The sequence below is a fragment of the Protofrankia symbiont of Coriaria ruscifolia genome (assembly GCF_900634745.1).
GTDB lineage: Bacteria > Actinomycetota > Actinomycetes > Frankiales > Frankiaceae > Protofrankia > Protofrankia californiensis.
Window position 1 is genome coordinate 43,313 of record NZ_CAAAFR010000044.1, and the last position, 25,962, is coordinate 69,274.

At 67.8% G+C, this 25,962-nt stretch carries 22 protein-coding genes, 1 tRNA gene and 1 pseudogene; 14 read left to right on the top strand and 10 right to left on the bottom strand.

The genetic code is table 11. The annotated features are described in order from the left end of the window. Positions 1-119 precede the first annotated feature (119 nt). Both CV1CTNOD_RS26345 and CV1CTNOD_RS06880 read left to right on the top strand, forming a co-directional pair. Entirely contained in the window at positions 120-2,045 is a 1,926-nt protein-coding gene (locus CV1CTNOD_RS26345; protein WP_242606430.1) for a serine/threonine-protein kinase, read from the top strand. Positions 2,046-2,132: 87 nt separating this feature from the next. After that, a complete protein-coding gene (locus CV1CTNOD_RS06880) occupies positions 2,133-3,026 on the top strand; it encodes a polysaccharide deacetylase family protein (RefSeq protein WP_131785323.1) in 894 nt (297 codons plus the stop codon). On the opposite strand, the gene CV1CTNOD_RS06885 is transcribed toward CV1CTNOD_RS06880, so the two are convergent. Beyond that, positions 3,002-4,570: an aldehyde dehydrogenase family protein gene (locus CV1CTNOD_RS06885; protein WP_131785344.1), complete on the bottom strand. Its 1,569-nt coding sequence runs from the start codon at positions 4,568-4,570 to the stop codon at positions 3,002-3,004. The genes CV1CTNOD_RS06880 and CV1CTNOD_RS06885 overlap by 25 nt on opposite strands. A 507-nt stretch (positions 4,571-5,077) precedes the next feature. Here CV1CTNOD_RS06885 and CV1CTNOD_RS06890 point away from each other — a divergent pair. From CV1CTNOD_RS06890 to CV1CTNOD_RS06905, 4 genes are all read left to right on the top strand, one after another. Next, entirely contained in the window at positions 5,078-5,779 is a 702-nt protein-coding gene (locus CV1CTNOD_RS06890) for a response regulator (protein ID WP_131785324.1), read from the top strand. Between the two features lie 310 nt (positions 5,780-6,089). Beyond that, a complete protein-coding gene (locus tag CV1CTNOD_RS06895; RefSeq protein ID WP_242606431.1) occupies positions 6,090-7,496 on the top strand; it encodes a hemolysin family protein in 1,407 nt (468 codons plus the stop codon). Continuing rightward, positions 7,493-8,539 (top strand): hemolysin family protein, encoded by a 1,047-nt coding sequence (locus tag CV1CTNOD_RS06900; protein ID WP_131785325.1) that lies wholly within the window; start codon positions 7,493-7,495, stop codon positions 8,537-8,539. Before CV1CTNOD_RS06895 ends, CV1CTNOD_RS06900 begins: the two co-directional genes overlap by 4 nt. Positions 8,540-8,583: 44 nt before the next feature. Beyond that, on the top strand, positions 8,584-9,552 hold the full coding sequence (locus tag CV1CTNOD_RS06905; protein WP_131785326.1) for a 2-hydroxyacid dehydrogenase: 969 nt from the start codon (positions 8,584-8,586) through the stop codon (positions 9,550-9,552). Positions 9,553-9,639: 87 nt separating this feature from the next. Here CV1CTNOD_RS06905 and CV1CTNOD_RS06910 read toward each other — a convergent pair. From CV1CTNOD_RS06910 to CV1CTNOD_RS06920, 3 genes are all read right to left on the bottom strand, one after another. Beyond that, positions 9,640-9,715: transfer RNA gene (locus tag CV1CTNOD_RS06910), tRNA-His, on the bottom strand. 188 nt (positions 9,716-9,903) lie between these two features. Then, a complete protein-coding gene (orn, locus tag CV1CTNOD_RS06915; RefSeq protein ID WP_131785327.1) occupies positions 9,904-10,611 on the bottom strand; it encodes an oligoribonuclease in 708 nt (235 codons plus the stop codon). A 99-nt stretch (positions 10,612-10,710) separates the two neighbouring features. Beyond that, positions 10,711-12,252: a CoA transferase gene (locus CV1CTNOD_RS06920; protein WP_131785328.1), complete on the bottom strand. Its 1,542-nt coding sequence runs from the start codon at positions 12,250-12,252 to the stop codon at positions 10,711-10,713. Between the two features lie 616 nt (positions 12,253-12,868). Here CV1CTNOD_RS06920 and CV1CTNOD_RS06925 point away from each other — a divergent pair. From CV1CTNOD_RS06925 to aat, 4 genes are all read left to right on the top strand, one after another. After that, on the top strand, positions 12,869-13,972 hold the full coding sequence (locus CV1CTNOD_RS06925) for a ferritin-like domain-containing protein (protein ID WP_131785329.1): 1,104 nt from the start codon (positions 12,869-12,871) through the stop codon (positions 13,970-13,972). Between the two features lie 221 nt (positions 13,973-14,193). Continuing rightward, positions 14,194-15,201: a pirin family protein gene (locus CV1CTNOD_RS06930; protein ID WP_131785330.1), complete on the top strand. Its 1,008-nt coding sequence runs from the start codon at positions 14,194-14,196 to the stop codon at positions 15,199-15,201. A gap of 606 nt (positions 15,202-15,807) precedes the next feature. Next, the gene (locus CV1CTNOD_RS06935) at positions 15,808-18,174 is read left to right on the top strand and encodes a putative bifunctional diguanylate cyclase/phosphodiesterase (protein WP_242606432.1); all 2,367 of its coding nucleotides are present in this window, start codon (positions 15,808-15,810) and stop codon (positions 18,172-18,174) included. Between the two features lie 41 nt (positions 18,175-18,215). Continuing rightward, positions 18,216-19,103 (top strand): leucyl/phenylalanyl-tRNA--protein transferase, encoded by an 888-nt coding sequence (aat, locus tag CV1CTNOD_RS06940; RefSeq protein WP_131785332.1) that lies wholly within the window; start codon positions 18,216-18,218, stop codon positions 19,101-19,103. Positions 19,104-19,217: 114 nt separating this feature from the next. Here the strand turns inward: aat and CV1CTNOD_RS06945 are convergent, their stop codons facing one another. Together CV1CTNOD_RS06945 and CV1CTNOD_RS06950 are read right to left on the bottom strand one after the other, a co-directional pair. Beyond that, the gene (locus tag CV1CTNOD_RS06945; RefSeq protein ID WP_347402901.1) at positions 19,218-20,390 is read right to left on the bottom strand and encodes an aminotransferase class I/II-fold pyridoxal phosphate-dependent enzyme; all 1,173 of its coding nucleotides are present in this window, start codon (positions 20,388-20,390) and stop codon (positions 19,218-19,220) included. Between the two features lie 513 nt (positions 20,391-20,903). Further along, on the bottom strand, positions 20,904-21,110 hold the full coding sequence (locus tag CV1CTNOD_RS06950) for a ferredoxin (RefSeq protein WP_165485355.1): 207 nt from the start codon (positions 21,108-21,110) through the stop codon (positions 20,904-20,906). A gap of 848 nt (positions 21,111-21,958) precedes the next feature. Here CV1CTNOD_RS06950 and CV1CTNOD_RS06955 point away from each other — a divergent pair. Both CV1CTNOD_RS06955 and CV1CTNOD_RS06960 read left to right on the top strand, forming a co-directional pair. Continuing rightward, complete coding sequence (locus CV1CTNOD_RS06955) at positions 21,959-22,156, top strand: hypothetical protein (protein ID WP_131785335.1); 198 nt, start codon at positions 21,959-21,961, stop codon at positions 22,154-22,156. After that, complete coding sequence (locus CV1CTNOD_RS06960; RefSeq protein ID WP_131785336.1) at positions 22,153-22,365, top strand: hypothetical protein; 213 nt, start codon at positions 22,153-22,155, stop codon at positions 22,363-22,365. The genes CV1CTNOD_RS06955 and CV1CTNOD_RS06960 overlap by 4 nt, the downstream gene beginning before the upstream one ends. 153 nt (positions 22,366-22,518) lie before the next feature. On the opposite strand, the gene CV1CTNOD_RS26350 is transcribed toward CV1CTNOD_RS06960, so the two are convergent. Further along, positions 22,519-22,653 (bottom strand): hypothetical protein, encoded by a 135-nt coding sequence (locus CV1CTNOD_RS26350; protein WP_242606433.1) that lies wholly within the window; start codon positions 22,651-22,653, stop codon positions 22,519-22,521. Positions 22,654-22,677: 24 nt separating this feature from the next. On the opposite strand from CV1CTNOD_RS26350, the pseudogene CV1CTNOD_RS26355 reads away from it, so the two are divergent. Then, positions 22,678-22,854: pseudogene (locus tag CV1CTNOD_RS26355) on the top strand (MMPL family transporter); the annotation flags it as partial. Between the two features lie 175 nt (positions 22,855-23,029). Here the strand turns inward: CV1CTNOD_RS26355 and modA are convergent. The 3 genes from modA to CV1CTNOD_RS06975 all read right to left on the bottom strand — a co-directional run bounded on the left by modA (position 23,030) and on the right by CV1CTNOD_RS06975 (position 25,342). Beyond that, positions 23,030-23,833: a molybdate ABC transporter substrate-binding protein gene (gene modA / locus CV1CTNOD_RS06965; RefSeq protein WP_131785337.1), complete on the bottom strand. Its 804-nt coding sequence runs from the start codon at positions 23,831-23,833 to the stop codon at positions 23,030-23,032. A gap of 60 nt (positions 23,834-23,893) precedes the next feature. Beyond that, positions 23,894-24,310, bottom strand: coding sequence for a TOBE domain-containing protein (locus CV1CTNOD_RS06970; protein ID WP_131785338.1), 417 nt, complete (start codon positions 24,308-24,310; stop codon positions 23,894-23,896). A gap of 441 nt (positions 24,311-24,751) precedes the next feature. After that, positions 24,752-25,342: a TetR/AcrR family transcriptional regulator gene (locus CV1CTNOD_RS06975; protein WP_131785339.1), complete on the bottom strand. Its 591-nt coding sequence runs from the start codon at positions 25,340-25,342 to the stop codon at positions 24,752-24,754. 208 nt (positions 25,343-25,550) lie between these two features. On the opposite strand from CV1CTNOD_RS06975, the gene CV1CTNOD_RS06980 reads away from it, so the two are divergent. Then, positions 25,551-25,962, top strand: a 412-nt coding sequence (locus tag CV1CTNOD_RS06980; RefSeq protein ID WP_131785340.1) for an FAD-dependent oxidoreductase, incomplete at its 3' end; no start/stop codon positions are given.

A 25,962-nucleotide genomic window follows, 5' to 3' on the forward strand; every position in this document is an offset into this window, starting at 1 on the left:
GTGGTACCAAATATCCTGGTACCGCATATCGTGGTACCGCCTGACGGCGCTTGGCATTTAGCCGTGGACGTGGCTCATCCGACCGGACGGATGTCGGTGGCATCCGTCCGTCCCCTGACATGATCGACGGTTACGGTCCGCTGGAGCCGATCGGCCACGGCGGGTTCAGCACGGTCTACCTGGCCCGACAGGAGATTTTCGACCGTCAGGTCGCGGTCAAGGTGATGAACGCCGATCTCAGGGATCCCGGCGCGAAGCGGCGGTTTCTGCGTGAATGCCGGGTGACCGGGCGCCTGACCGGCCACCCGAACATCATCTCGGTTTTCGACGCCGGGACGACCCGCGACGGGCGTCCCTACATCGCGATGGAGTACATCGCGGGCGGGTCGCTGGCCGATCGGATGGCCGACACGGGGCGGTTGGCTGTCGAGGAGGTGTTGCGCATCGGCGTGCAGGTGGCCGACGCCCTGGTCACCGCTCACCGCCACGGCGTCCTACACCGTGATCTCAAACCGGCGAACATCCTGATCCGCGAGTCCGGGACCGCCGTCCTCAGCGACTTCGGCATCGCCGTGGTCGAGAACGCGGCGGAGGGCACGACCGCATCGGTGGCGTTCACACCCCGCTACGCGTCGCCCGAGGTGCTTCAGGGCGAGGAGCACACCGTAGCCTCCGACATCTTCGGGTTCGGCGCCACCCTCTTCGCGCTGCTGGCCGGACAGCCGCCGTTCACCGCTCGGGTTCCGGCGCAGCTGCTGCGGGACATGCTGGACGGACCTCCGCCAGCCCTGCCCGACGATCTCCCCGGCACCGTCCCCGACGATCTGGTCGCGCTGTTGCACCGGGCCCTCGCCGTCGCACCCCAGCAGCGTCCCTCCAGCGCCGCGGGTGTGCTGGAGGAGCTCCGTGCGATCGGTGACGTTTCCGGCGACCAGGGCGGCGCTCCCGCGTCCGCGGACGACCCGCACGCGGCGCCGACGATGATCAGCCGTCCGGCCGATCCCGTTTCCGCATCACTCCCGCCCCCCTCGTCATCCGGCGGGACGAGCGGTGGGCCGACCCCGCAGCCACACCCGGGTGCGGGTCGCGCCGCAGGCAGGGGCGTGGAGCCTGTCGTGCCGGCAGCCGCCATCCCGGATGCTGCCACCCCGGATGCTGCCACCCCGGGTCCTGCCACGCCGGAGCCTGCCACGCCGGAGCCTGACGTGCCGGCCCCTGACGGGCCGGGGAAGCGCCGCGGGCTGGGCCTGCTCGTACCGGTGGCGTGCGGCTTTGCGCTTGCGGCACTTCTGCTGTTAATACCGGGGGCCGGACTGCGCTCCCCCATCCCGGAGGTGACCGTCTCAGCGGGCCCGCCATCCGTCCCGGGCAGGTTCGCCCCTACTGTGTCCGGTTCCGGCGCCTCGGCCACGTCGGTGTCCCTCGCGGAGAGGCCCGCCACGGGAGCGCCTGCTGTGGGAGCGCCTGCCGCGGAAGCACCTGCCGCGGCGGTATCCCGCCCGGGAGCGCCGGCCGCGGCGGTACCCGGCGCAGGGCTGCCTGCCGCGGGGGGGCCGGGCGCGCGGGCGTCGAGCACGGGGGCACCCGCCGCCGGACCGCCCGCCGCCGGACCGCCTACGGGCGGCCAGGCGGCTCCCACCGGGGTCGTCTCACCGCAGCCCGGGACGGGATCCTGCGTGACCCGCAACGTGGCGACAACAGACGGCGCGGGACGGCACTTCACCCAGCGCTACGACTGCTCCACCTACGTGGGCTCCCAGGTGTACGCGAACGTCCGGGCCGAGCAGGAGTCGGAGGAGCTCGACGACAGCGGCTACATGGATGTCGCGGCGACCGTCTGGGTGATCTGCCAGTTTCGGGGCCGGGCGAATCCCGTGGTACAGGGCAACACAAATACGTGGTGGTTGTATACCCAGGGTGATCATTCGCGGTCCAATACCCACGGGTACACGGCTGCCTGGGGGTACCTGCCGGCGACCGTGGTGACCCAGGGAGGGCAGAATCAGCCGGTTCCCGGAGTGCCCGCATGCTCGTCGTATCTGTAGAGCGGAGCGTTTCGTCCCACCGGGGCGTCCCACTTTCCGCCCCGAGTGTTTCGCCGGGTCCACGAACGGTGTGGGAAGGTGTCCGGCATGACGTACGTGCCAGGCGTCCAGGAGCCGCGGGCGTGGCGGGCAACCCGGTCGGCCGGGCGGATCGGGGTGGCAGGCCTTGCCTGGACAGCCGCGGGCGCCGGTGCCACCGCGGCCCTCACCCACGCGGTCCCCTCGGTGGCCACACTGCGCCGGCTGCGGACCCGGGTGATGCCGGTTCTCGCCGGGGTCGGCGCACCGGACCATGTGGCACTCACCTTTGACGACGGTCCGGATCCGGCGTCCACCCCGCTGTTCCTCGAGGTGCTGGCCGAGCTGGACCTCCGGGCGACCTTCTTCGTCCTCGGGACGATGCTGGAACGTGCGCCGCACCTGGCCGAGCGGATGGTGGACGCAGGTCATGAGCTGGCGGTTCACGCCTGGGACCACCGCTCGATGCTGTTGCGCGGGCCACGCTCCACCTACCGGCAGCTGCACCGGACCCGCGAATTGATCACAACGGTGACCGGGCGGCAGCCGCGGTTCGTCCGGCCGCCGCACGGCATCCTGTCCGCGGGGTTTCTCCTCGCCGCCCGCAGCTTGGATCTGACTCCGGTGCTGTGGACGGCCTGGGGCAGGGACTGGACGTCGACGGCCACGCCGCTCACCGTCCTCGACACCCTCATGCCGGACCTGCGTGGTGGTGGGACCGTCCTCCTGCACGACTGCGACTGCACGTCCGCACCACAGGCCTGGCGCAGCGCTCTCGGTGCCCTTCCTGAGCTCGCCGCACGCTGCCATGACCTGGGCGTTCGTGTCGGTCCGCTGGCCGAGCACGGTCTTCGCGCCCCACGCGTGAAAAACATGATCGCGCCACCTTCGGTCCTTCAGCCGGTTGCTGCGCCTGGCTTTTCAGCGACCCGGGAGTGTCACGTTGGCGGGTACAGGGAGTAGCTGGGGAAGTTGCCGTACAGCCTTTCTTCGGGGTCGCTGTCGACGGTGACGGCGTGGACGAGGTGGTCGCCGCCGACGAAGGCTCCTTTCCAGGACGCGCCACGGCCGCCGAACGGTTCGTCCCGGTCGCCTCGTGACCGTGGCTTGTTGATGCCGACCTTGAATGCCTGGATCTCGCCGCTGAGCCGGTGGGCGAGCGTTTCGTTGTCGCAGGCGAGCGAGGCGACCAGCGAGCCGTTGGAGGCGTTCATCGCGGCGAGGAGCTCGGCTTCGGAATCGACCACCACGATCGTGTCCACCGGACCGAACGGTTCGGCATGGTGCAGCGCGCACGACGGTGGGGGAGCGAGGACCGCCACCGGGGGCACATAGGCCGAGGTGTCCTGGCCGGGCACGAAAGCGCCGTCGGCGATCGCTCCCCGGTACAGCGGCACGCCACCCTTGCCGACTGCCTCGTTGATCTTTCCGGCGAGCTCGGCGGACTTCGCCGCGGTGATGACGGGTCCGTAGTCGAGGTCGGGCAGGGGGTCGTCGTCGTGCGCGACGGCCAGGGGATGACCGAAGCGCACCGATGCGACCACGGGCAGGTAGGCCGCGAGGAACTGGTCGAAGAGCTGACGTTGGACGACGTAGCGGGGGTATGCGGTGCAGCGTTGCTTGCCGTATTCGAAGCCCTTTTTCAGGTGTGCGGCCAGCAGATCCCACTGGGAGAACTCCCAGATGCCCCAGGCATTGAGACCTTCCTGCTCCAGGAAGTGGCGTTTGCCGGTGTCGACGAGCGCCGCGGCGACCTGCCCGCCGGAGGAGCGTCCGCCGACGAACGCAAGGCAGCCGATCTCCGGTGCCCGCACCAGTGCGCTCGACAGCCGGGATCCGGACCCGGACACCAGCGCCACGGGGAGCCCGGCGCGGCGCGCCAGGGCACAGGCGAGGGTGAGGCAGGCGGCCCCGCCGTCGGTCGGGGCCTTGGCGATCGCGGCGTTGCCGGCGAGAACCTGGACGAGCATGGCGTGCATGAGCACGCTCATCGGGTAGTTCCAGCTCGCGATGTTGCTGACCGGGCCGGGCAGCGGGCCGCGGCCGTCGATCATCCGGTCGATCTCCTCGACGTACCAGCGGACGCCGTCGAGCGCGCGGTCGACGTCTGTGCGCGCCAGCCGCCACGGCTTGCCGATCTCCCAGACCAGTAGCAGCGCGAGTAGGTCACGATGATCGTCCATGGCGTCCACCGCGGCGGTGACCCGCGCCTTGCGGTCGGAGATCGGTACGTCACGCCATTGTTTGTGGTCGTCGAGGGTGGCGCGGATGGCTTCGTGCGCCTCGTCCGGTTCGATCATCGGTGGGCCGGCGATGGGTGATCCGTCAACCGGCGTGACGCTGCGCAGGGGGTCCCCGGTGCGGCGCCACCGGCCGCCCCACAGGTTGCGAAGCCGGTCCGGGTCGAAGGCCTCGGGCGCGGCCTCGCGGCACCGGGCGTACGCGTCAGACCATGTGGTGCCGGGCTTGACGTGTAGGTGGGGCGTGCTGAGGGAGGGTGTGACCATGACCTCAGGTTGCCTGTGATCGGCCTCGATCGCCACCAGCACCACGCCCCGGAGCGTGAACGACAGGAGTCGGACCATGAACAGCGGCTGGAGCGTCGGGTGTTCGGGTGACCGTGCCGAGTATCGCCGTCCGAACACCTGAACGTCCGAACTGTTACGTAGAGTAGTCGCAAGTACGAGAGTCTCGGTGTTGAATCCCACTTGTAGGTCCACCGGGCTCCCCTCGTGGGCCCATCGGGGGGTGTGTCATATGTCCAGTTCGGGGTTGATGATTCACCACCTTCGCGGGTATGGTGACGGTGTGTCGCCAGTGTCGTAGCGGGGCAGCGGCGCGTATCATTCCGATATGTCGGAAGCGGTATCGGTGTATGACTTGATCAGTGCCGGTACAGAGACACGGTTCTACGTAAGCCCCCCATCACATAGAGTGGGCACATGCGTCGATCGCACCTCGTCCGTCCGGCAGTCCGTTGTTGGACTATCCGTGCCAGATAGCTCCGATCTGTGATGATGGTTAGTGTTCTGCCACCTGTGGCACCTCAGTCCGAACCCATCCGGGTGCTCGTCGTCGACGATCATGAGCTGTTCCTGCAGGGCCTGGAGACCGTCCTCGACCTTGAAGAGGACATCACTGTCGTCGGTCGCGCAGGGGACGGCCGGCAGGCCGTCACGATAGCCACCGGCACCACCCCGGACATCGTCCTGATGGACGTCCGGATGCCCTACCGTGACGGCATCGACGCGGCGGGTGCGATCAAGCGGGAGGTGCCGACCACGAAGATCGTCATGTTGACGGTCAGCGATGACGAGTCTGATCTCTTTGAGGCGATCAAAGCGGGAGCGGTCGGGTATCTCCTGAAATCCATCCCCCCGCACGAGGTGGCTGGAGCGGTCCGTGCGGTACACAACGGACTAAGCCTGATCAGTCCCTCGATGGCGTCCAAGCTCATGGTCGAGTTCGCCGCGCTCGCCCGCGGTTCGGACGACCGGCCCAGCCGGGTACCCGCTCCCCATCTCACCGCCCGCGAGCTGGAGGTCCTCAAGCTGGTCGCGGAGGGGCGAGCCAACCGGGAGATCGCCCGGAAGTTGTTCATCAGCGAGAACACGGTCAAGAACCACGTCCGCAACATCCTGGACAAACTGCAGCTGCACTCGCGGATGGAAGCGGTCATGTACGCCGTCCGCCAGGGTCTTTTCGAGATCGACTAGCTTCCCCCGGCCTCTTGGGTTGGTCGTCGGGGTGGATGTTCGGCGCAATTTGCTGGGTCCAGGGCCGTCATGAGGGAGCATGTGCTGATCCGATCCGCTCGGATGGCTGTCCAACCCGGCCGGACGCGGGCATCCTTGTGCTGTGTGCTTGAAGGCGCCCCGCGGGGGTATCCGGGCATCGCCAGCGGTGTACGTTTCCGCTCGCGTCGGGTTCTGCCACGCCTACCTCCGAGAGGGTCATGCCTAGCCCCGATATACCCAGTCATAGTCCGACGCCTGCCCTGGACCGAGCCGACCCGGGCAGGCGACAGTGATCGAGTGGCTCCTCGTCCTGATCAGCGTTGCGCTGGTCGGGGTCTGCGGCGTTTTCGTCGCCGCGGAGTTCGCCCTGGTGACGGTCGACCGCATGACCGTCGAACGTGCCGCGGCAGCGGGTGACCGCAGGTCCAGGGGTGTCCTCACAGCGCTTACGAACCTCTCGACCGAGCTCTCCGGCGCGCAGCTCGGCATCACCATCACCAACCTGGCGATCGGATTCCTCGCCGAGCCGGCGATCGGGCACCTGCTTCGCAGCCCGCTGAAATCTGTCGGGATACCGGCGGGAATGGCCACCGGTGTCGCCGTGACGGTCGCCGTGGTACTCGCCACGGGTGCGACGATGATCTATGGTGAGCTGGTCCCGAAGAATCTCGCGGTGGCCCGGCCGCTGGCGACCGCGAGGATGGTGCAGGGATTCCACCGGGGATTCAGCCGGGCGACGGCCTTCCTGATCCGCCTGCTCAACGGCGCCGCCGAGGGCCTGCTACGGCGCCTGGGCATCGAACCGCAGGAGGAGCTTGCCTCGGCCCGCTCCGCGCAGGAACTGTTCTCCCTGGTCGGCCGGTCCGCGGAAAAGGGCACGCTCGCGCCGGAGACCGCGACGTTGCTCCAACGTTCACTGGCGTTCGGGCGCAAGCAGGCCGCGGACGTCCTGACCCCTCGGGTCCGCATGTGGACGGTCGGGGTCGGTGACCCGGTCCGTGAGGTGATCGCGCTTACCCGCCGGACCGGGCACTCGCGTTTCCCGGTCGTCGGTCAGGACCTCGACGACGTGGTCGGTCTGGTCCATGTGAAGCATGCGGTTGCTGTTCCCGAGGACGATCGGGATACCGTGACCACTGGTGATGTGATGGTCGCTCATCTGAGCGTACCGTCCACGATCGAACTCGACCCGCTGCTGGAAACGCTGCGCCGCGGCGGGTTGCAGATGGCGGTCGTCATTGACGAGTTCGGTGGCACGGATGGTCTTGTCACCATCGAGGACCTGATCGAGGAGCTGGTCGGCGACGTCGTGGACGAGCATGATCGGGTCGGTGTGCGGGCGGCGCGGCGCCAGGACGGGACGTGGCTGCTGTCCGGCCTGCTCCGCGTCGACGAGGTGGCGCAGACCGTTGACGTCCGCCTGCCGACGGACGAGGCGTACCAGACCATCGGGGGTCTCATTGCGGACCGCCTCGGCCGGGTGCCGGTCACCGGCGACGTGGTCGAGGTCGACGGCGTCACCCTCACCGTCCAGCTGATGGACGGCCGGCGCGTGGACCGGGTCCGTCTGATTCCTCCGCACGTCCCCGCGGGCGGCGACCATCCCGCGGATGGCGACCGTCCTGTGGGCGGCGACTGTTCCGGGGATGCGCACCGCGACCCCGCCACCCCGGACGCGATGGGCGCGCTGCGGTGAACGTCCTGCTCGCTGTCTTCCTCACCGTCGTCCTGCTCCTTGCCAACGCCTTCTTCGTGGGAGCCGAGTTCGCGCTGATCTCGGCTCGCCGCAGCGCCGTCGAACCCCTGGCACAGGCGGGTTCGGCCCGCGCGCAGACCACGTTGCGGGCGATGGAGGAGGTCTCCTTGATGCTGGCCGGCACCCAGCTGGGCATCACGATCTGCACGCTGGGGCTCGGCTCGCTCGGAGAGCCCGCGGTCGCGCACCTTCTCGAAGGCCCGCTGGAGTCGGCCGGGATGCCGGAGGTCCTGCTGCACCCGATCGCTCTCGCTGTCGCCATGACGACGGTCGTGTTCCTGCACGTGGTCATCGGGGAGATGGTTCCCAAGAACATCGCCCTGGCCGGGCCGGACCGCAGTGCCCTGCTGCTCGTCCCGCCGCTGGTCGGTGTCGTCCGCTACCTGCGCCCGGCGATCGCCGGGCTGAACGCGACCGCCAACCTGAGCCTGCGCATCGTCCGGGTGGCGCCGAAGGGCGAGGTGGCCAGCGCCTTCACCCGCGACGAGGTCGCCGGCTTCGTCGAGGAGTCCCGCCGGGAGGGACTGCTCGACGCGGACCAGCACGGGCTGCTGTCCGGAGCGCTGCACTTCGACGAACACAGAGCGCGCAGTGTCCTGCTGCCCCTCGACAGCCTGGAGACGGTTCCGGTCGGGGTCACGCCCCGGGGTGTGGAGGCGGTGGCCGCCCGGACCGGGTTCTCCCGTTTCCCGGTTCGGGCGGCCAGCGGCGAGCTCACCGGATACCTGCATCTCAAGGACGTCCTGGAAACCAACCCGCAGAAGCGGTCGGCGCCGGTCCCCGCCAAGTGGGTCCGTCCGCTGGCCAGGGTCGGTGCCGACGACCGGTTGGCGGCGGTGCTCGCCACGATGCAGCGCAGTGGGGCGCACCTGGCCCGGGTCACCGACCGGGAGGGAAGGATCCTTGGGGTCGTCGCGCTGGAGGACGTCCTGGAGGAGCTCGTCGGCGAGATCCGGGACGACAATCAGCCGGCCGCCCGGTGACGTCCATCGTGATCGCGGCGTCCTCGGCCCGTTAGCCTTCGTCCATGGCAGGAACCGAAGCGGCCACGGTCGTCGTCAGCTTTCCGGACAAGCGCTGGATCGACCTGGTCGGCCCGGTCCCGACCGTCCGGGCTGTGGTGTGGGATGCCGGCTCCGACCCGGTGCGGGCGGGTGCGGTGGATGCCGAGTTCTTCGTCCCCCCGTACCTGAAGCGGGCGGACTGGTCCCTGGTCAACGGCCTTCCTCGGCTACGGGTTGTGCAGACACTTACCGCGGGTTACGAGGACGCCGTGGCGAACGTGTCCTCATCGGTTACTTTGTGTAATGCAGCAGGTGTGCACGACGCTTCCACGTCCGAACTGGCGGTAGGGCTCATCCTGGCGCAGCTGCGGGGAATCCCGGCCGCTGTCCGCGCGGGCAGCGCATCCCGGGGCCGCTGGCAGCCGCACACCCTCCGCTCGCTGGCGGACCGGCGGGTGCTTGTGGTGGGCGCCGGCGGCCTCGGGTCGGCCATCGCCGCCCGGCTCGAGCCGTTCGAGGTGTCGCTGACCCGCGTCGCAAGCCGGGCCCGTGATGACGAGCGCGGTCATGTCCACGCTGTCACGGAGCTGCCGGCCCTGGTCTCGCAGCAGGATGTGGTCATCCTGGCCTGCCCGCTCAACGAGGGCACCCGCGGTCTTGCGAACGCCCGGTTCCTCGCCGCCATGCCCGACGGCGCGCTGCTGGTGAACGTCGCCCGGGGCGCGGTCGTCGACACCGACGCCCTGCTCCGCGAACTGTGTGACGGGCGGTTGCTGGCTGCCCTCGACGTCGTCGAGCCGGAGCCGCTGCCCGACGCACACCCGTTGTGGTCCGCGCCCGGTGTGTTGCTGACCCCCCACCTGGGCGGCAACACCAGCGCGTTCAAACCCCGTGCCGCCGCGTTCCTCCGGAGCCAGATCATCCGGTTTGCCGGGGGTCGTCCACTACGAGCAGTAGTCGCCGGACCGGCCGACCCGTACTCGCCATCCTGATGGTCGTCATCCCGCTATCGGACGGGCGACCGCCTCTGTCGGCCGGCCCTCTGGACCGGCCCGACGAGACGACGAACATCTCTGTTCTGGGGTGAGTGACGGGACTTGAACCCGCGACACCCGGGACCACAACCCGGTGCTCTACCAGCTGAGCTACACCCACCATGTGCTGAAATCCGCGTACTGAAAACGCACCTGAGAGCGAGCTGTCAACAACCGTACACCCATGACCGGCCGGCGCAACTGTTCAGGCCCGGCCCATAGTACCGGTCGATCGCCCTTCTGGCGAAGTGGTTTGCGGTGTCGTGTCGGCGAGTCCGGGCTGTGTTCCGATGGGGGTTCAGATGGGGTTCAGATGGCGGCTGCCGGTGGGGCTTCCGCGGCTTCCGCCGGGGTGAGGCCTGTCGGAGTGATACCCGCCGGGGTGGCATCTGCCGGGGTAAACGGTGTGCCGCTTGCGTTACCGTCCGCGCTGATCTCCCGTGCCGCCGCCCGGGCCGACTCGCTGGTGGGCCCCGGATGCGGCACGAAGATCACCTTTCGGTAGTAGCGCAGTTCGTCGATGCTTTCCTGGATGTCGGCCAGGGCGCGATGCCCACCGCGCTTGGGCGGTGCCGCGTAGTAGGCCCGCGGGTACCAGCGCCGGGCGAGTTCCTTCACGGTCGACACGTCGACCATCCGGTAGTGCAGGTAGCCGTCGAGTGTCGGCATGTACCGGGCAAGGAAGTTACGATCGGTGGCGATCGAATTACCGCACAGTGGGGCCTTGCCCGGGTCCGGAACCTGGCTGCGGACGTACTCGAGCACCTGCTGTTCGGCTTCGGCCATGGTCAGCGTCGATGCCCGCACGGCCTCGGTCAGACCCGAGGTGGCGTGCATCTGCTGGACTACGGCATCCATCCCGGCCAGGGCGGTCTCCGGCGCGGACACGACCACGTCCACGCCTTCGCCGAGAATATTCAGTTCGCTGTCGGTGACCAGGCAGGCGACCTCCAGCAGGAGATCGGAGGCGGCGTCGAGCCCGGTCATCTCACAGTCGATCCAGACGAGGCGATCCATATCTGCTTGACCCTAGGGTCTCCGGGCCGGGACGTCACGCGCGGGCCCGCCCTTTGCCGGTCGTGGGTTGCCCGTCGTGGGTTGCCGGTCGCACCGTGATCACAGCCAGGTCGAGGAGGAAGCGCCGAGAGAGCGCGGAGGGTGGGACCATGTGCGCGGGCCGCCGTCCAGCCGCAGGGGTGGAAGCACATAGGTCAGCCGCCCGGCGTCACTGTCGATCGTGTCGAGCCACGGCGTCGCGTCGACCGGACGGACGTCTGCTGGACCGGTGAGCGTGTCCGTGGACGCCTTCGTGGACGTGTCCGTGGTGCCAGCCGCGGCTGTGCTGCCGCCAGCGTCCTCGCCGGCCTTCGCGCGCGCAAGCAGCCAGGTGGCGGTCTGGGCAAGTGACAGCTGGGCGTGCCAGGAACCGGATTCTCGATGGCGCAGGGTGAGGGCACGTAGGACCGCCGCCGCCGTCAGGTAGCCGGTGGCGTGGTCGAGCGCCTGGGCGGGCAGCACCCCGGGTCGGATGCTGCCCGGATCACCGCCGGCTTCTGTCGTGGCTATGCCCGTGGCGGCCTGGACGAGACTGTCGAACCCGCGCCGCCGGGCCCACGGCCCGGTCGGTCCCCATGCGTTCAGCGTCGCCACCACGATCCCGGGATGCCGCTCGTGCAGCGCCTGCGGTGACAGCCCGAACCGGTCCAGCGCCCCGGGGCGGTAGCCGGTCACGACGACATCCGCGGACGCCACGAGCTCCTCGAACATCCGCCTGTCGGTCGGGTGCCCGAGGTCGAGAAAGGTTGATCGCTTGCCCGGGCCGGTGTCGAGGTGCTGGGCTGGGATCTCGGGCAGCCGCGGACTGTCGACCCGCAGGACGTCGGCCCCGAGAAAGGCGAGGGTCCTGGTGCCGACCGGGCCGGCGATGACCCGGGTCAGATCGAGGACGCGGATCCCCGCGGCGGGCAGACCGGTCTCGCCGGGCGGGCGGCGGCTCCCGTGGGATGCCTGTTCGTCTCCCCAACGCTGCATCCTCATCAGGGGCAGCCCGGCAAGGGCCCGCCCCTGTGGGTGTCGTTCCCATCCGGCGGGGTCTCGCACGGCCGCGGCCACGCCGCCATGCGCCACCACGCGATCCTCGACCTCGGCCGCGGTCAGCGTGGCCACTGCCGCGGTGACCGCGGCAGTCGGGTCAGCCGTCGTGTCGGCGATCCCGAGTGCCGCCCGCAGCCGGGCGCGATGATGCGGGTAGTTGCCGTGCAGCCGCACCCAGCCGTCCGCTGCCGGCAGGAACGCCGACAGCGGATCCATGCCGCCCTGCGGCCGTCCGTCGAGGCGCAGGTGCCGTTCGCTGGTGAAGGCCGCGGCCACCGCGCCGCTGTCGATTGTCAGGGGTTCCCTGCGCCGTGGGCCCGTCCCTGTGCGTACGGCGCCGAGCTCGCTGGCCGCGAGCCCGACGACGGCGACTGTCGCCTGGGCAAGCGCACTGACCGGCAGCCGCGACGGCAGGGTCCGCGACGAACCGATGATCGTCACTGCGTCGTGGTCGGGAAACTCGCAGCCAAGCGCCTGTGAGGCTTCGGCGATCAGTTCCCGAACATGGCGACGGTGCGACTGATCGCTCGTTGCCGGCCCACTGCCGTGCCCGGACGTCGGCATCTGCGCCCTTTCTGCGACATGTGGGTACGGCGAGCCAGCGAGCCGGCGAGCGAATCGGGCCGCTGCACAGGTCCGCGAGGACCCGACCCGTTCGGTTTCAGCGGCGCCAGGCCGGACGCCCCGGTGGCCGGGCCGCCACCCGGCGGTGGCGATGACTGTCACGGGGACGTTGACGGCTTCGGAGCCGCCCTGCTGTTCGCAGGCGCTCTTGTCGCAGGAAATCCGGTCGACTGCAGCTGCGGTCCACGGCCCCGACGGTAGCGGTCCAGCTGGCCTTCGAGGCCAGTTGTCACAAACCATTAACTTTACCGGCGGCGTGTTGGGCACCTTCACCCCCCCAAGGGATGAGGCCCCGAGGGATGAGGGACGTGGAGCCCGGCCATGCTCTGCGCGGTTCCCGTGGGCTGCCGCCGATTCGTTAAGCCTGCACCGGCATGGTGACTGTTCAACGGGTACTGTGACGGTGTGGACATGTTCGACACGCGGTAGTTGGTCCGTCGGGATGTCCTGCCGGTGCCGTCTCGCCGGGTCTGTTCGGGCGGCCTCCGGTGGTAAGGATGATCATGATCGCGCCGTCCTTCGGCCGGTCGGGGTCTGGTAACTGGAGGTTCGCTCAATGAGCGCACATGACCGCTACGACGTGTCGGCCGGTGATCGTACCTGGGACGTTCCCATGGCCGGCAGTGCCCGGTTCTCCTGGGACTACGCCGACGGCCGGGCTCGCCTGCTGGCTCTCTACCAGCAGGGCAAGGACAAGCAGTGGGACGCGTCGAGCAGGATCGACTGGTCGCAGGACGTGGATCCCCACCACCCGCTGGGATCATCGGATGCGACGGTTCCGATCTACGGGCTTCCCCTGTGGGACAAGCTCGGCCCGCGGGAGCGCGGTGAACTGCGCCAGCACCTGATGGCCTGGCAGTTCAGCCAGTTTCTGCACGGCGAGCAGGGCGCGATGATCTGCAGTGCCCGGATCGTCGAATCCGTCCCGGACATGGACGCGAAGTTCTACGCCGCAACCCAGACGATCGACGAGGCCCGGCACGCGGAAATCTACTCCCGCTTCCTGAAAGAGAAGATCGGCATTCTGTATCCGATCAACCGCGAGCTGCGGTCGCTGCTGGACACGACCCTCAACGACAGTCGGTGGGACATGCCGTACCTGGGCATGCAGGTGCTCATCGAAGGTCTCGCCCTGGCCGCCTTCGGCGTCCTGCGGGACGTCGCCACAGCGGCGTTGCCCAAGCAGATTCTCTCCTACATCATGCAGGACGAGGCCCGGCACGTGGCGTTCGGACGGCTGGCACTGCGCGACTACTACGCGCAGCTCAGCCGTCGGGAGCTCGACGAACGTGAGGAGTTCGTCGTCGAGAGCTGCTGGCTCATGCGTGACCGGCTGCGCGGCGCTGAGGTCTGGGAGAACCTCGGCTTCGACGTGGACGACTGCCTTGCCGCGGTTGAGACCTCCGAGTACATGCGGGCTTTCCGCAGGCTGCTGTTCAGCCGGATCGTGCCGTGCGTGAAGGACATCGGCCTGTGGGGGGATAAGGTCCGCACCGCCTACTCGCAGATGGGCGTGCTCGACCTGTCCAATTTCGATCTTTCCGAGCTGATGCGCAGGGATGCCGACATCGCCGACGACCTCGACCGGGCGCGAGCGCAGGATGCCGAACTCGCCAGGCGCAGGGAGCAGGTGGCGGAGACGATCGCCGCGGCGATCTGACCCGAGCGTCTGATCGGCCGGGTGGGAGCGGCTGGGTGCGTGAGCGTCTGACCGGCCGAGCATCTGAGTGCCTGATCTGAGTGCCTGAGCGGCTGAACCACTAGTCGGCCGGTCGGCCGGTCGGCCGCTGCGCCGACCGCGCCGCCGGGAAGCGATCCGGGCGATCCGGAGTTATTCTCTCCTAGTAGTTGCATAGGCAACGAAGCTCTGGGAGGGACAGTATGCCTGCCGTCACCGCCGACACAACCAGCCTGCCGCGCCTGGCCGCACCCCTGCCCGGCCGGGTGGAGCGTCCTGTCCGGTCGGTCACGACCGCACCGTCGGGCCACGAGGGCGAGGGCTTTCCCGTCCGCCGCGCCTTTGCCGGGGTTGATCTCGCCGATCTCGATCCCTTCGTCCACATGGACCAGATGGGCGAGGTCGACTATGCGCCCGGTGAACCCAAGGGCACGCCCTGGCATCCGCACCGCGGGTTCGAGACCGTGACCTACATGATCGACGGAACGTTCCAGCATCAGGACTCCCATGGCGGAGGCGGGGTAATCACGGATGGGGCGACCCAGTGGATGACCGCGGGCGCCGGCATCCTGCACATCGAGACCCCGCCCGAGCAGCTCGTCATCAGCGGTGGGCTCTTCCACGGCATCCAGTTGTGGGTCAACCTGCCGGCGCGGGACAAGTTCAGCCCACCGCGCTATCAGAGCATCGAAGGCGACCAGATTGCCCTGCTCGCGTCGCCGGACGCGGGCGCGTTGCTGCGGCTCATAGCCGGTGACCTTGCCGGCGACACGACCGGCGACACGACCGGTCACCGCGGACCGGGTATCACCCACACCCCGATCGCGGTGATGCACGCGACCCTGTTCCCGGGCGCACGGCTGACGGTCCCCTGGGAGCCGGATTTCAACGCGCTGGCCTACGTTCTTGCGGGCTCGGGGCGGGCCGGCGGCGAGGGCCGGCCGATCCGCACCGGGCAGCTCGCGGTGTTCGGACCCGGTGACCACCTGACGCTCGCGGCCGATGACCAGCAGCCCGAAGCAGGCGCACTGCTGGAGGTGCTGCTGCTCGGCGGGCACCCGATCCGGGAGCACGTCGAGATGTACGGCCCGTTCGTGATGAACACCAGAGACGAACTACGCCAGGCGGTGGCGGACTATCAGGCGGGCCGCCTCGGCGTCATCCCCGCAAATGCTCTCATGCCGCACCGGGCCGTCCGCCGGTCGGGCTGAGTGGACGCGAAATCTGTGGTTGATCGATTATCGGCGGTTAATCAGGGAATCGAGCCTTCTTTCGGTAATGACGGAGATCGGTATACGGTGCAAAAACAGGTGCAGATGCAGGTGCAGATGCAGATGCGATACATGTCCGTGTTCCGGCGCGCACGCTTTGAGCCCATCATGTGTCAAAAATACGGAGCGTGATGAGTCCGCGCCGATTGCAGTCTGTTGGTGGCCGCTTATACCATGCATGTTTACCCGGCGGACTTTTCGCCGTCCTCTCGACGTCTTTGGCTGGGTGTCGAGAGGGTTCGGCGTGCTGTCGCGGCGAGACGGTGTTGAACTATCGGTGCAGGAGCGTTCTACGTAGAAGTAACTCCTCTTTAGTGATCCAGATACCTCGGGCGCGGTAAGAGCATGATCCCTTTGGCCTTGACCCTTTGGGATCATGGTTCTGGTGGCCCTGCCCACCCGGGTCCTGGAAAACTAAAGGCGCGATAATGATCCTTTCGCGCCGCCGGAGGCCCGGATCCTGGGTCACTGAGTGGGTGGTTCAGGATGAATAGGCGTCGTGGTGCCAGAATGTACCCCGCCGACGTGATAATGGGGGATGACCGCTTGACGACGTCAGTCCATGCCGCTCGCCGGCTACGGTTGATCGGAGCGGGACGGGTCGTGCTGTTGGCGGCGGCCGTATTTTTCGCCGTCACGACACTCGCCGGTCTACGGGATGCGTCATCCACCGTCAACCAGATCGACAGGTGGCTGGGCAACTGCTTCAGTGTCGTCGCCGGCGCCTTTTGTATGTTGCGTGCGATTCTGGTCCGCGGCGAGCGGCTCGCCTGGGCCGCACTCGGAACCGGTCTGGTGTTCTACGGCGCCGGCACCATCTACTTCACCGAGATCACAAATCGGGTTGAAGCACCGTCGCCGTCACCTGCGGACATCGGCTGGCTCGTGTTCTATGCGGCCACCTGCGTTTCTGTGATTCTCCTGCTACGTAGACGTGTCACCCGGTTCCATCCCAGCGTGTGGCTTGACGCTCTGGTGGGCGGCCTCGGCGTGGCGGCACTGGCGAGCGGGCTTGCCGCGGCCGCCATCGGAGTGGATAACCCGGTAGGGCTGTCGGTTCTTGGCCTGAACATCGCCTACCCGCTTGCCGACCTGATGCTGCTCGTGCTCGTGGCCAGCGTCTTCGGACTGCGGGGCTGGCGCCCCGAGAAGGCCTGGTGGCTGCTGGGGGGCGCACTGGCCGGCTTTGCGGTCGCCGACACGATCGTCGCCGGTGCGATGGCGGCCGGCACCTACTCCCCGGGTGGCCCCGTCGAGGTGCTCTGGGTGCTCGCGCTCGTCCTGCCGGCCTGCGCCGCATGGCAACGGGCACCAGGGGAGATGCCCGAGCGGATCGCCGGGTGGGAGGTAATGTTCGTCCCGGTCTTCTTCGCCGTCACCGCGCTCGTACTGCTGGTGCTCGGGGCCTTCGTGAAGCTCCCAGCGTTGACTGTCATACTTGCCGCTGGGACGATCATGGTCGCCCTCGTACGTGCCGGGATCACGTTCACCGAGGTCCGCCAGCTCGCGGAGAGCAAGCTGCAGGCGCGTACGGACGAGCTGACGGGGTTCGCCAACCGTCGCGGGTTCTTCGAGCGTCTCAACGAGGAGGAGCTGCGCAGCAACGGCACCGTCTGCTTCGCGCTGCTCATGCTCGATCTGGACCGCTTCAAGGAGATCAACGATTCTCTCGGTCACCAGGTCGGCGACGACCTGCTGAAGCTTGTCGGACGCCGTATCGAGGCGGCGCTGCGTCCGACGGACTTACTGGCCCGTCTCGGCGGCGACGAGTTCGCCGTGCTCCTGCAGGATGCCGACGCCACCGCGGCGAGGACCGTTGCCGAGCGGGTGCTGGCCGCTCTCGGCAGCCCGTTCGACGTCGACGGGGTGAGCTTCCACGTCGACGCCAGCATCGGGGTCGCGGTCTATCCCGATCACGCGGTCGCCGGGAACGTCCTGCTGCAGCGGGCGGACATCGCGATGTATACGGCAAAGGCCGCCCGGAGCCAGATCGAGTACTACCGGCCCGGCGCAGACCTGCACATCCTCGACCGCCTCGACGTCATCGAGACCCTGCGGGCCGGGCTCGGCCAGGATCAGCTACGCCTCCATTACCAGATGAAGGTCGACCTGCGCACGGGCAACTGCCACGCTGTGGAGGCCCTGGTGCGATGGGAACACCCCACCAGAGGGCTGCTCCAGCCCAACGAGTTCCTACCCATGGCCGAGCACACCGGGCTGATGCGTACGCTGACCCTTGAGGTGCTCGGGCTGGCCCTCGACCAGTGCCGCCGGTGGTGGGACGCCGGTCTCCAGATCGGTGTCGCGGTCAACCTGTCCGCGCCCAACCTGCTCGACAAGGGATTCCCGGCCGAGGTCAAGGATCTCCTCACGACGAAGGGGGTTCCGCCGAAGGCCCTCGAACTGGAGATCACCGAGACCGCTCTGATGCTCGACCGGATCCGGACCGCGGCCGTGCTCGGCAGTCTGCGGGACATGGGCGTCCGCATCGCCGTCGACGACTACGGCACGGGGTACTCGTCTCTGGCCTACCTGCGAGAGCTGCCGGTGGACGTGCTCAAGCTGGACAAGTCGTTCGTCATACACCTCGACTCCGACCCGCTCTCGGCGGCCATCGTGCAGTCCACGGTGGGGCTGGCGCACTCCCTGGCCCTGCGGATCGTGGCCGAGGGGGTCGAGACCGAGACAGCGATGGGGCGGCTGGCCGACTACGGCTGCGACTTCGCCCAGGGCTTCTATCTGGGCGCCCCCCAGCCTGCCGATGAACTGACCCCGCTGCTGTGGCACCGCAATCACCGCAGGTGTTCTCCCCAGGACGGCGGCTGTGCGCCGTCCCGATTAGACCGGGCAGCAGCGGCCGACCTGGTGGTCGACCGGGTCGAACCTGCTCGCGCGGGCCGCGCGTGGACCTGACCGGCCCACCCCGGCATCCCGGCCGGTCATTGTGGGACGCCATGGCAGACGCGGATCCGGCCGATCCCGGCGATGCGCCGGTCGCCTTCGGCGGCGATCTCGCCCCGGCGACCCTGGTCGGGGCCTACCGGCGAGGGGTCTTTCCCTGGCCGCTCGACGATCCAGCCGCGGTGGCGGACACGCCCGGTCACCGCGACCAGGCGGTGGCTGCCAGGCGCATACCCAACCTGTCGCGGGATGGTCGGGGACGGGCCGATCTCGTCTGGTGGAGTCCGGATCCACGTGGTGTGCTGCCCGTCGGTCGAGCGCACGTGTCCGACTCGCTGTTCAAGCGGATGCGTGCGTGCGACTGGACGACCACCCTTGACCAGGAGTTTGCCGGCGTCGTCCACGGATGCGGCCAGGGCACCCGGCGTACCTGGATCACCCCTGAGCTCGCGTGTGCTTACCATGAGCTGTACCGGCTCGGCTGGGCGCACAGCGTCGAGGTGTGGAAGGGCGACGAGCTCATCGGCGGAATGTTCGGTGTGCTCATCGGCGCTGCCTTCATGGCTGAATCCATGTTCCACGTGCGCACCGACGCGTCCAAGGTCGCCCTGGTCGATTTCGACGCGCGGTTCGCGCCGGCCGGTGGCCGGCTCGTCGACGTGCAGTTCGTCACCACGCACGCCAGGTCCATGGGAGCGGTCGAGATCCCGCGTGAGTGCTTCCTCGCGGCACTACGTGAGGCGCGGGATGCCGACGTGAGGCTTGGCTGCGACCGTCTGCCGGTCACCCGCCTGGCCGAACTGGCCCGGCAGGCCCGGCAGGCCCGACATGCGCAGCAGGCGGGACAGGGGCAGGCACCCAGGCACGACAGGCCGGGCCGGTCCAGCGGCCAGGAACCGGCCGGGCCTGGTCGTCCAGACGTGGGGCACGACACGAGCTGACCGGCGTCGCGCCGATCCGGCCGATCCGTCGGCGTGCTCTCTTGGCGTTCTTCCCCCTGGGTGTTTCCCCTGGGGTTCCCCGGGCGGCTGTCGTGGCGTCTGGTCGCGCGGGTGCTATTCGCGGCGGGTGGATGTGGGGTGTGGCAGCATCTCGGCGATTTCGGTGAGCACTTCGAGCAGGTGGCTGATCTCCTCGTCGGTGTTGGCGGCGGTGACCTGGATGCGGAATCCCACCTTGTTGCGCGGCACGAGCGGGTACGGCGCCAGGGTGGTGTAGATCCCCCGGTTGAACAGATGGTCCCCGATGGCGTCGATGCTGTCCGGAGTACCGATCGGCACCTCGATGATCGGGCTGCCTGACCGGTTCAGCGAGGCCAGCCCGACCTGCTTCATCCCGTCGAGGATCCGGGCTGTCTTGCGGTGAAGATCCGCTCGGATCGCGTCGCCCCGCCTGGCGTTGAGTTTCAGCCCGGCCTGCACGGTCGCAAGCGATGCCACCGGGGACGGTCCGGAGAAGGTGTGGGGGGCGGTGGTCGCCTTGAGGTAGTTCTTCATGTCGGTCGGGCAGGCGACGAACGCCAGCAGGGACGAGTACGCCTTGGAGAAGCCTCCGACCAGGACGATTCCGTCGTAGCTCTCCCCGATATGGCGAATGAGGCTGTTGCCGCGACTGCCGTACAGGCTGAGCTCACCGGGCCCCCGCTCACCGATGACGCCGAAACCGTGCGCGTCGTCGATGTAGAGGAGCGCGTCGTTCGCGCGGGTCACCCGGGCCAGTTCTGCCACGGGCGGGATGTTGCCGGTCATGCTGTTCAACCCGTCGACGCACACCAGCCGCGGGTAAGTCCGGCAGGCCCGCAGCATCTCCTCGAGCTGGGCGGGGTTGTCGTCGTCGAAGCGCTGTACGGTCGCGCCCCAGGCCCGGGCCATGATGCAGCCGTCATGGATGGAGCGGTGCGCGTTGTGGTCGAGGAAGATCGTTCCCTGCCCGGCGAGGGCCGGGATGACCGACAGATGGATGTGCGTGATCGTGGGGAGCGTCAGGCTGTCCTCGGCGCCGAGCAGTTCGGTGAGTTCTTGTTCGATCTCGATGAACAGTCGCGGGGATGCGATCATCCGTGACCAGCTGGGATGTGTGCCCCACCTGGCCAGATACTCCGGTACTGCTGCGATGATCTCCGGTTCGAGGTCGAACCCGAGGTAGTTGCAGGACGCGAAGTCGGTCAACCAGTGGTTACCGACCCGCATCCGGCGGCCATCGACCTCGTCGACAATCGCCTCCATCATCGGATGCGTTTTCCGTAGCCGTGCCATCTCGGTCATCGGACCGAGCGGGCGACCCGGTAGCCAACGGTGTGGTTCCGGGCGCTCAGGAGAATCGTGGAGCGAGGGTAAATCCTGCGAAGTCTTCGACAACTTCCCTCCTCAACAGGCGAGGGTTTCCACGCTAGCTGCATTTTCAACGATCGCCGTGTTACCGGGCGCTGTAACTGGCTGTTGTGTCGCCCGCCTGTCGATCGGCTACTTATTGGTAGATATTGATCCACGCATGGTTACGATTGGCGAGGATTGGGCGCGGGACGCTACCCGACGGCGTCCCGCGAACCCGGTCGGATTCCCCGCCGGTAACATGCCGCGTCCTGTCGGCAACAGCTCACCGGCGGTTCGTCCGCTCGCCGTCTCGGGGAAAGCCCGGCCTGCGGGACCTGCCGGACCAGCCCCCGGACCTACCGGATCGGTCTCGCCGATCCGGTAGGAATCCCGAGCGCGAAAGGAACATGATCGCGCTGCCGCTGGCCGTCAGGCCGCCACTCGCCCGATCGCCTCGGCCGGACAGAACTCGAGGGCCTGCAGCATCATCTCCTCCTCGTCCTCGTTCGACGGCTGCCGGCAGATGTAATGAACCTCGTGCTCCTCGTCGCGCTTGAAGAAGTCCGGGGCGACCCCCCGGCAGTTTTCGCAGTCGGTGCACTCGGAGTCGACGAAGAAGGGTCCATCGACGTTCATGGGAAGTCGACGCTTTTCGCTCGCCACATCACACCTCGCATTCGTTGTAGCGCATTCGTTGTGGCCGCCCAGCAGATTCTATCGGCAGAACCACCGGCTGTCGGCCGGTGTCGGTGTCCGGGCGGCGCCGGTGAAAACGTGTGCCCGGGTACTGTGGTCGGAAAGCCGTGGGCCGGAATACCCGGCTCCGGGGGCCGGTCGTGGGGACGGTCGAAACATCGGCCGGGTTCGTTTCCGGGCGGGTCGGAAGCCGCGTTACTTAGCTGTCACCGATAGTTGCTATCTGGCTGAAACCGCAGCTCCCGGGGCTGGTCCAGCCGGTGTCGTCGGCACGGCTGTCGACGGCGGAGTCCTAGGATCCGCTGGTAAGGGCCCGGTGGCGTCACTTTTACGGGTTTCCCGGAGCATGCGAAAGCTGTTATCGGCCGTATGCCGTCCGCCGCCGGGAACGGTCGAGTCATCATACTTTTACCGGCCGGAAACATGATATGTGGTGCGGATCGACGCGCCACTCGCCGGCCCGCACCGTACCCACCGCGTCGAACGCCTGGGGGAGGAAGGACGGACGGCTCGGCGAAAAAGGACACATGTCGGGCCCCGGTGGGGCGAAGGCGGCGCGCTCATGCTTCTTTCGTACCGTCTTTACTCCCATCGGATGACTTGTAGGTGAGTCGACGTTTTGTGGGGAACTGGTGTCGGACCACCCGTTTCGCCGGAGCTCTCGTCCGGAGACCACGACAGGGACAACGGTGTGTCGGCGTCCATACGGGGTTCCCGGCCCTGTTCGTCCGTAACATCTTTGTCGTCGATTCCGTCACATTGGCGGGGCCGTCGGATACGGAGGTGACATGGCACGGGACAAACGTGACAAGGCCAAGAGGGAGGAGGCTGAACGAGCGAACCGGGGTGTGCGGACCTGCCCCCACTGCCGTGGTACCGGCCGTAAAGAGGTTGAACGGCTCGAACGCGACCGGGACGGCTACTTTGACGGCGCCGAGGTCACCGACTGTGCCTGGTGCGGCGGGAGCGGAGCGTTGGCAAGGTGACCGAGCCGGCGATGTATCCACTGGTGGTCCTGCGCTGTCCTGCCTGCCGGTGCCGTAACCGGCAGGGCGACAGCGCGGCGAAGGGCTGTGCACGCCGTCCGACCGTCTGCGCGGAGTGCACGATCATACGCGCGCCGCGTCCTGGGGGGTTCGACGAGCCCGAGGAGCCCGAACCCGGCGCCGGCAGGCCGATCCCCGGCCCGGCCTGACCGATCCGGACGCCTGACCGATCCGGACGCCTGACCGATCCGGACGCCTGACCGATCCGGACGGCCACCGTGGTGCGTGCCGCAGCGGTGGAGATACCGCTCCTGCCGTCCCCGTCTTCCTTCCCGTTCCCGTGATGGTGGTCGCCGTCCCTGTCAGGTGGCGGGCTGGTCGTAGTCGGCCAGGTAGCCGCGCAGGGCCCGCTTGAGCTCTGCCGTGAGGGCGGTGCGTTCCTCGCTCGTCGTGGCGACGATCTGTGGGAGCAGCGCGCCGAAGATGACGGTGCTCACCCGCGCGCAGCGGGCCCGGTCGGCATCGTGTTCGCGAAAATGCTCGGCATCGGCACCGCGCTGACCATTCTCGTCGACGCCACCCTGATCAGGGCGATGCTCGTGCCCGCGACCATGCGGCTGGCCGGACGGGCGAACTGGTGGGCACCGCAACCTCTGCGACGTCTACACGAACGCCTCGGCCTGCGAGAGGCCACATAGTGCCCTGGCCGCAAACAGGCCACATAGTGCCGGGGGATCTGGGCCTCCCGGACCTCCCGAATCGGCTTCGCCGATTCGGGAGGAAGTCCGTGCGCGAAAGAATCATGATCGCGCCGGCCCGCATCCGTGGCAGATCCATGAACCGAATGCGGTTCGGCTCACGAGGGGACTCGGCTCACGAGGGGGAGGAGAACCCGGCCTTGGTAAGCACCGCCTGACCGCTGGGGGACAGGATGAACGCGGTGAACGCCTGCCCGGCGCCGGAGTTCGGCGCCCTGGTCAGAACCGCGATCGGATAGGACGTGGAGGCGTTCTGCTCCTTGGGGATCTCGATGCCCTTCACCTTCGTCCCGGCGGCCTGCGCGTCGGTGAGGTACACCACGCCGACGTCGACCTCACCAAGTTCGACGGTGGTCAGCACTCCCTTCACATCGGCGCCGTACGTCTTCGGCGTGACCGTGACGCCCGCGTTCGAGAAGACCTTCGCCGCGGTCGCACCGCACGGAACCTGGGCCTGGCAGAGTGCGACCTTCACTCCTGGCTTCGCCAGGTCGGCGACGGAAGCAATGTTTGCGGGGTTGTTCGGCGGAGTGACGATCTTCATCGTGTTCTTCGCGAACGTCGTCGGGTTGGCAGCCTGCCCGGCATCGACAACTGTGGTCATGTTCGTGGGGCTGGCTGAGGCGAAGACATCCGCTGGCGCTCCCTGGTTGATCTGGGTGGCCAGGGCCGAGCTTGCGCCGAAGTTGAACTTCACGGTCACCCCGGGATGTGCCGCCTCGAACTGCTTGCCGAGTTCGGTGAACGACTCGGTCAACGACGAGGCGGCGAACACGATCACCGTCCCGGTCGCTGACTGTGTCGTCGTCGCTGCCCCTGACGGCGCCGCCGGACTTGCATTGTCCGTGTCCGAACCACATCCGACCAGGAGTGCGCACAGCAGCGCACACAGCGCCCAGAATTTCGAACGTGTTCTCACGCGTCCCTCTCATTATCATCGAGATATCCGCCGGAGCCGCGGCGCCGGCCGGACAACGGTTCAGCGACGTTGCTGAGGAAGTTCCATCACCACGTCGGCGGATTTCACCGAAGTGATGGCGGCCATGCCGGGTTCGAGACCGAGTTCGTCCGCGGACGTACGGCCTGCCAGGGACACGATCCGATGCGTACCGGTCCGCATCTCCAGCTGGGCCGGCACACCGTCGTGGACGACACAGATCATGATCCCGGGGGGGTTGCGGGCGGATTCGTCCGCAACCGCCGTGTCTACGGTCGGAGTCGGTGGGCTGATGCCGTGTGCTCCTTGCAGACCTGGGCCGGCACCGAGCTCTCGACATCCTTGCCGAGGGCTTTCGCCCTGAACCGGAGGCAGCCTGTCGGCATCCACCCATCGCCGGACGGCGTCTTCACCGACATCCGGCAGCCCGGCCGCGTCAGAGATCCGTAGATTCGTCACTCAGGCACCTTAGCGAGCGTATCCACGGTTTGTCTTCCCATATCTGACCCGATCCACGAAGTTGGTGTGCTACCGGCGGACGCGGAGGCGAAGAGAGCATTCGATCATGTATTTCGGGCGTCGCGGCAAGACGTACTTGTTACAGGCCGAGGCAGGCGAAGGGGATGATTGATAATCATCGTGACACCGCCGGGATACCTGATGGAAATCCGCGGCTGCGGAACCGGATCGGAGATCGGAAATCCCGCCGACCGGATTCCGTGGCAGGGAGCCACCCGATGACCCGGTCGGCCCGCCCCCCATGCCCGTGTTCACCAGATGCGGAAGCGGAACTCAGAGATCAGGAAGATCACACTGCATACATGCTCATGGCGGGAAACGGACCATGAGCCGGCCTCCCCGGTGCCGGTCTGATCGCAAGATCAGTACTGGATCCAGGTCTCATCGGTAACCGCGGACGAACAGTCCGACGTTGGACCGGATCGCGGTGTCCAGCTCGTGGTCGTCGAGCGCTGGGGGCGCGGAGATGGCGAAGGTGCCGAGTTCGGTCATCTGCCAGACCGTGCCGGTGACCAGGGTGATGAACTGGCCGGCGGCGCGAGCGGGGTCGTCGACGTGCAGTGCGCCGCTGTGCGCGAGCCGTGCGAGGTGTCCGATGAGTGCGGACCAGACCGGGGTGGAGACCCGCTTGCGCCAGAGCTCGAGCAGCTGTGGTTGGCGGGGCGCCTCCGTCTGTATGAGCAGCCGCAGGGACGCGGTTCGTGGGCTGAGGAGGATCCCGACGAGGCGTCGCGCGAGGTCACCGAGGTACTCCTCGGCATCGACGACGTGGTTCGGGAATTTGGCGGTCGCCTCCTGCAGCGCCTCCAGCGTGTTCCTGAGTTCCGCGTCGATGACCGCGAGGAACAGTCGTTCCTTGTCCCCGAAGTGGTTGTAGACGGTCTGCCTCGATACGGGCGTTGCTGTCGCGATGTCGTCGAGGCTTGTGGCCGCGTATCCCTGCCGGACGAAGACGTCCAGCGCCGCCTTCATGATCGCTTCGCGTTTGGCTGGCAGACCGCGCGCCGGTGCTGCTCTCGAGGGACCGGTCGCATCGCCTGACACCCACCTAGGCTAGTCTTGGACGCGATTGTCCATCTAGCTAGACGATATTGCCTAGACTGGACGTCGCGTCTCGCAGGTCCGACAGGACGTTCACGGCCGGACGTCATCTTTGCCGATCGTCGATCAAGGAGAGAGAGTGTCCTCACCCGACATCCCGCGCACCGTCGTCATCGGTGCCGGCCCGGCCGGCCTCACGGCTGCCTATCAGCTCGCCGAACGAAACGCACCAGTGGTGGTCTTCGAATCCGATGACGTCGTTGGTGGTATCAGTCGAACCGTCGAACGTGACGGCTGGCGATTCGATATCGGCGGTCATCGGTTCTTCACCAAGGTCCCCCAGGTGGAGGCGCTGTGGCATGCCATCCTTCCGGATGAGGATTTTCTCCTGCGGCCTCGTATGAGCCGTATCTACTACCAGGGCAAGCTGTACGACTACCCGCTCAGGGCGGTGAACGCCCTTCGTAATCTGGGCGTGGGCCAGGCGGCGCTGGCCGTCGGCTCCTACCCAGGGCTGCGCGAAGGTCGCCCGGCGTGGCGATCGGCTACTC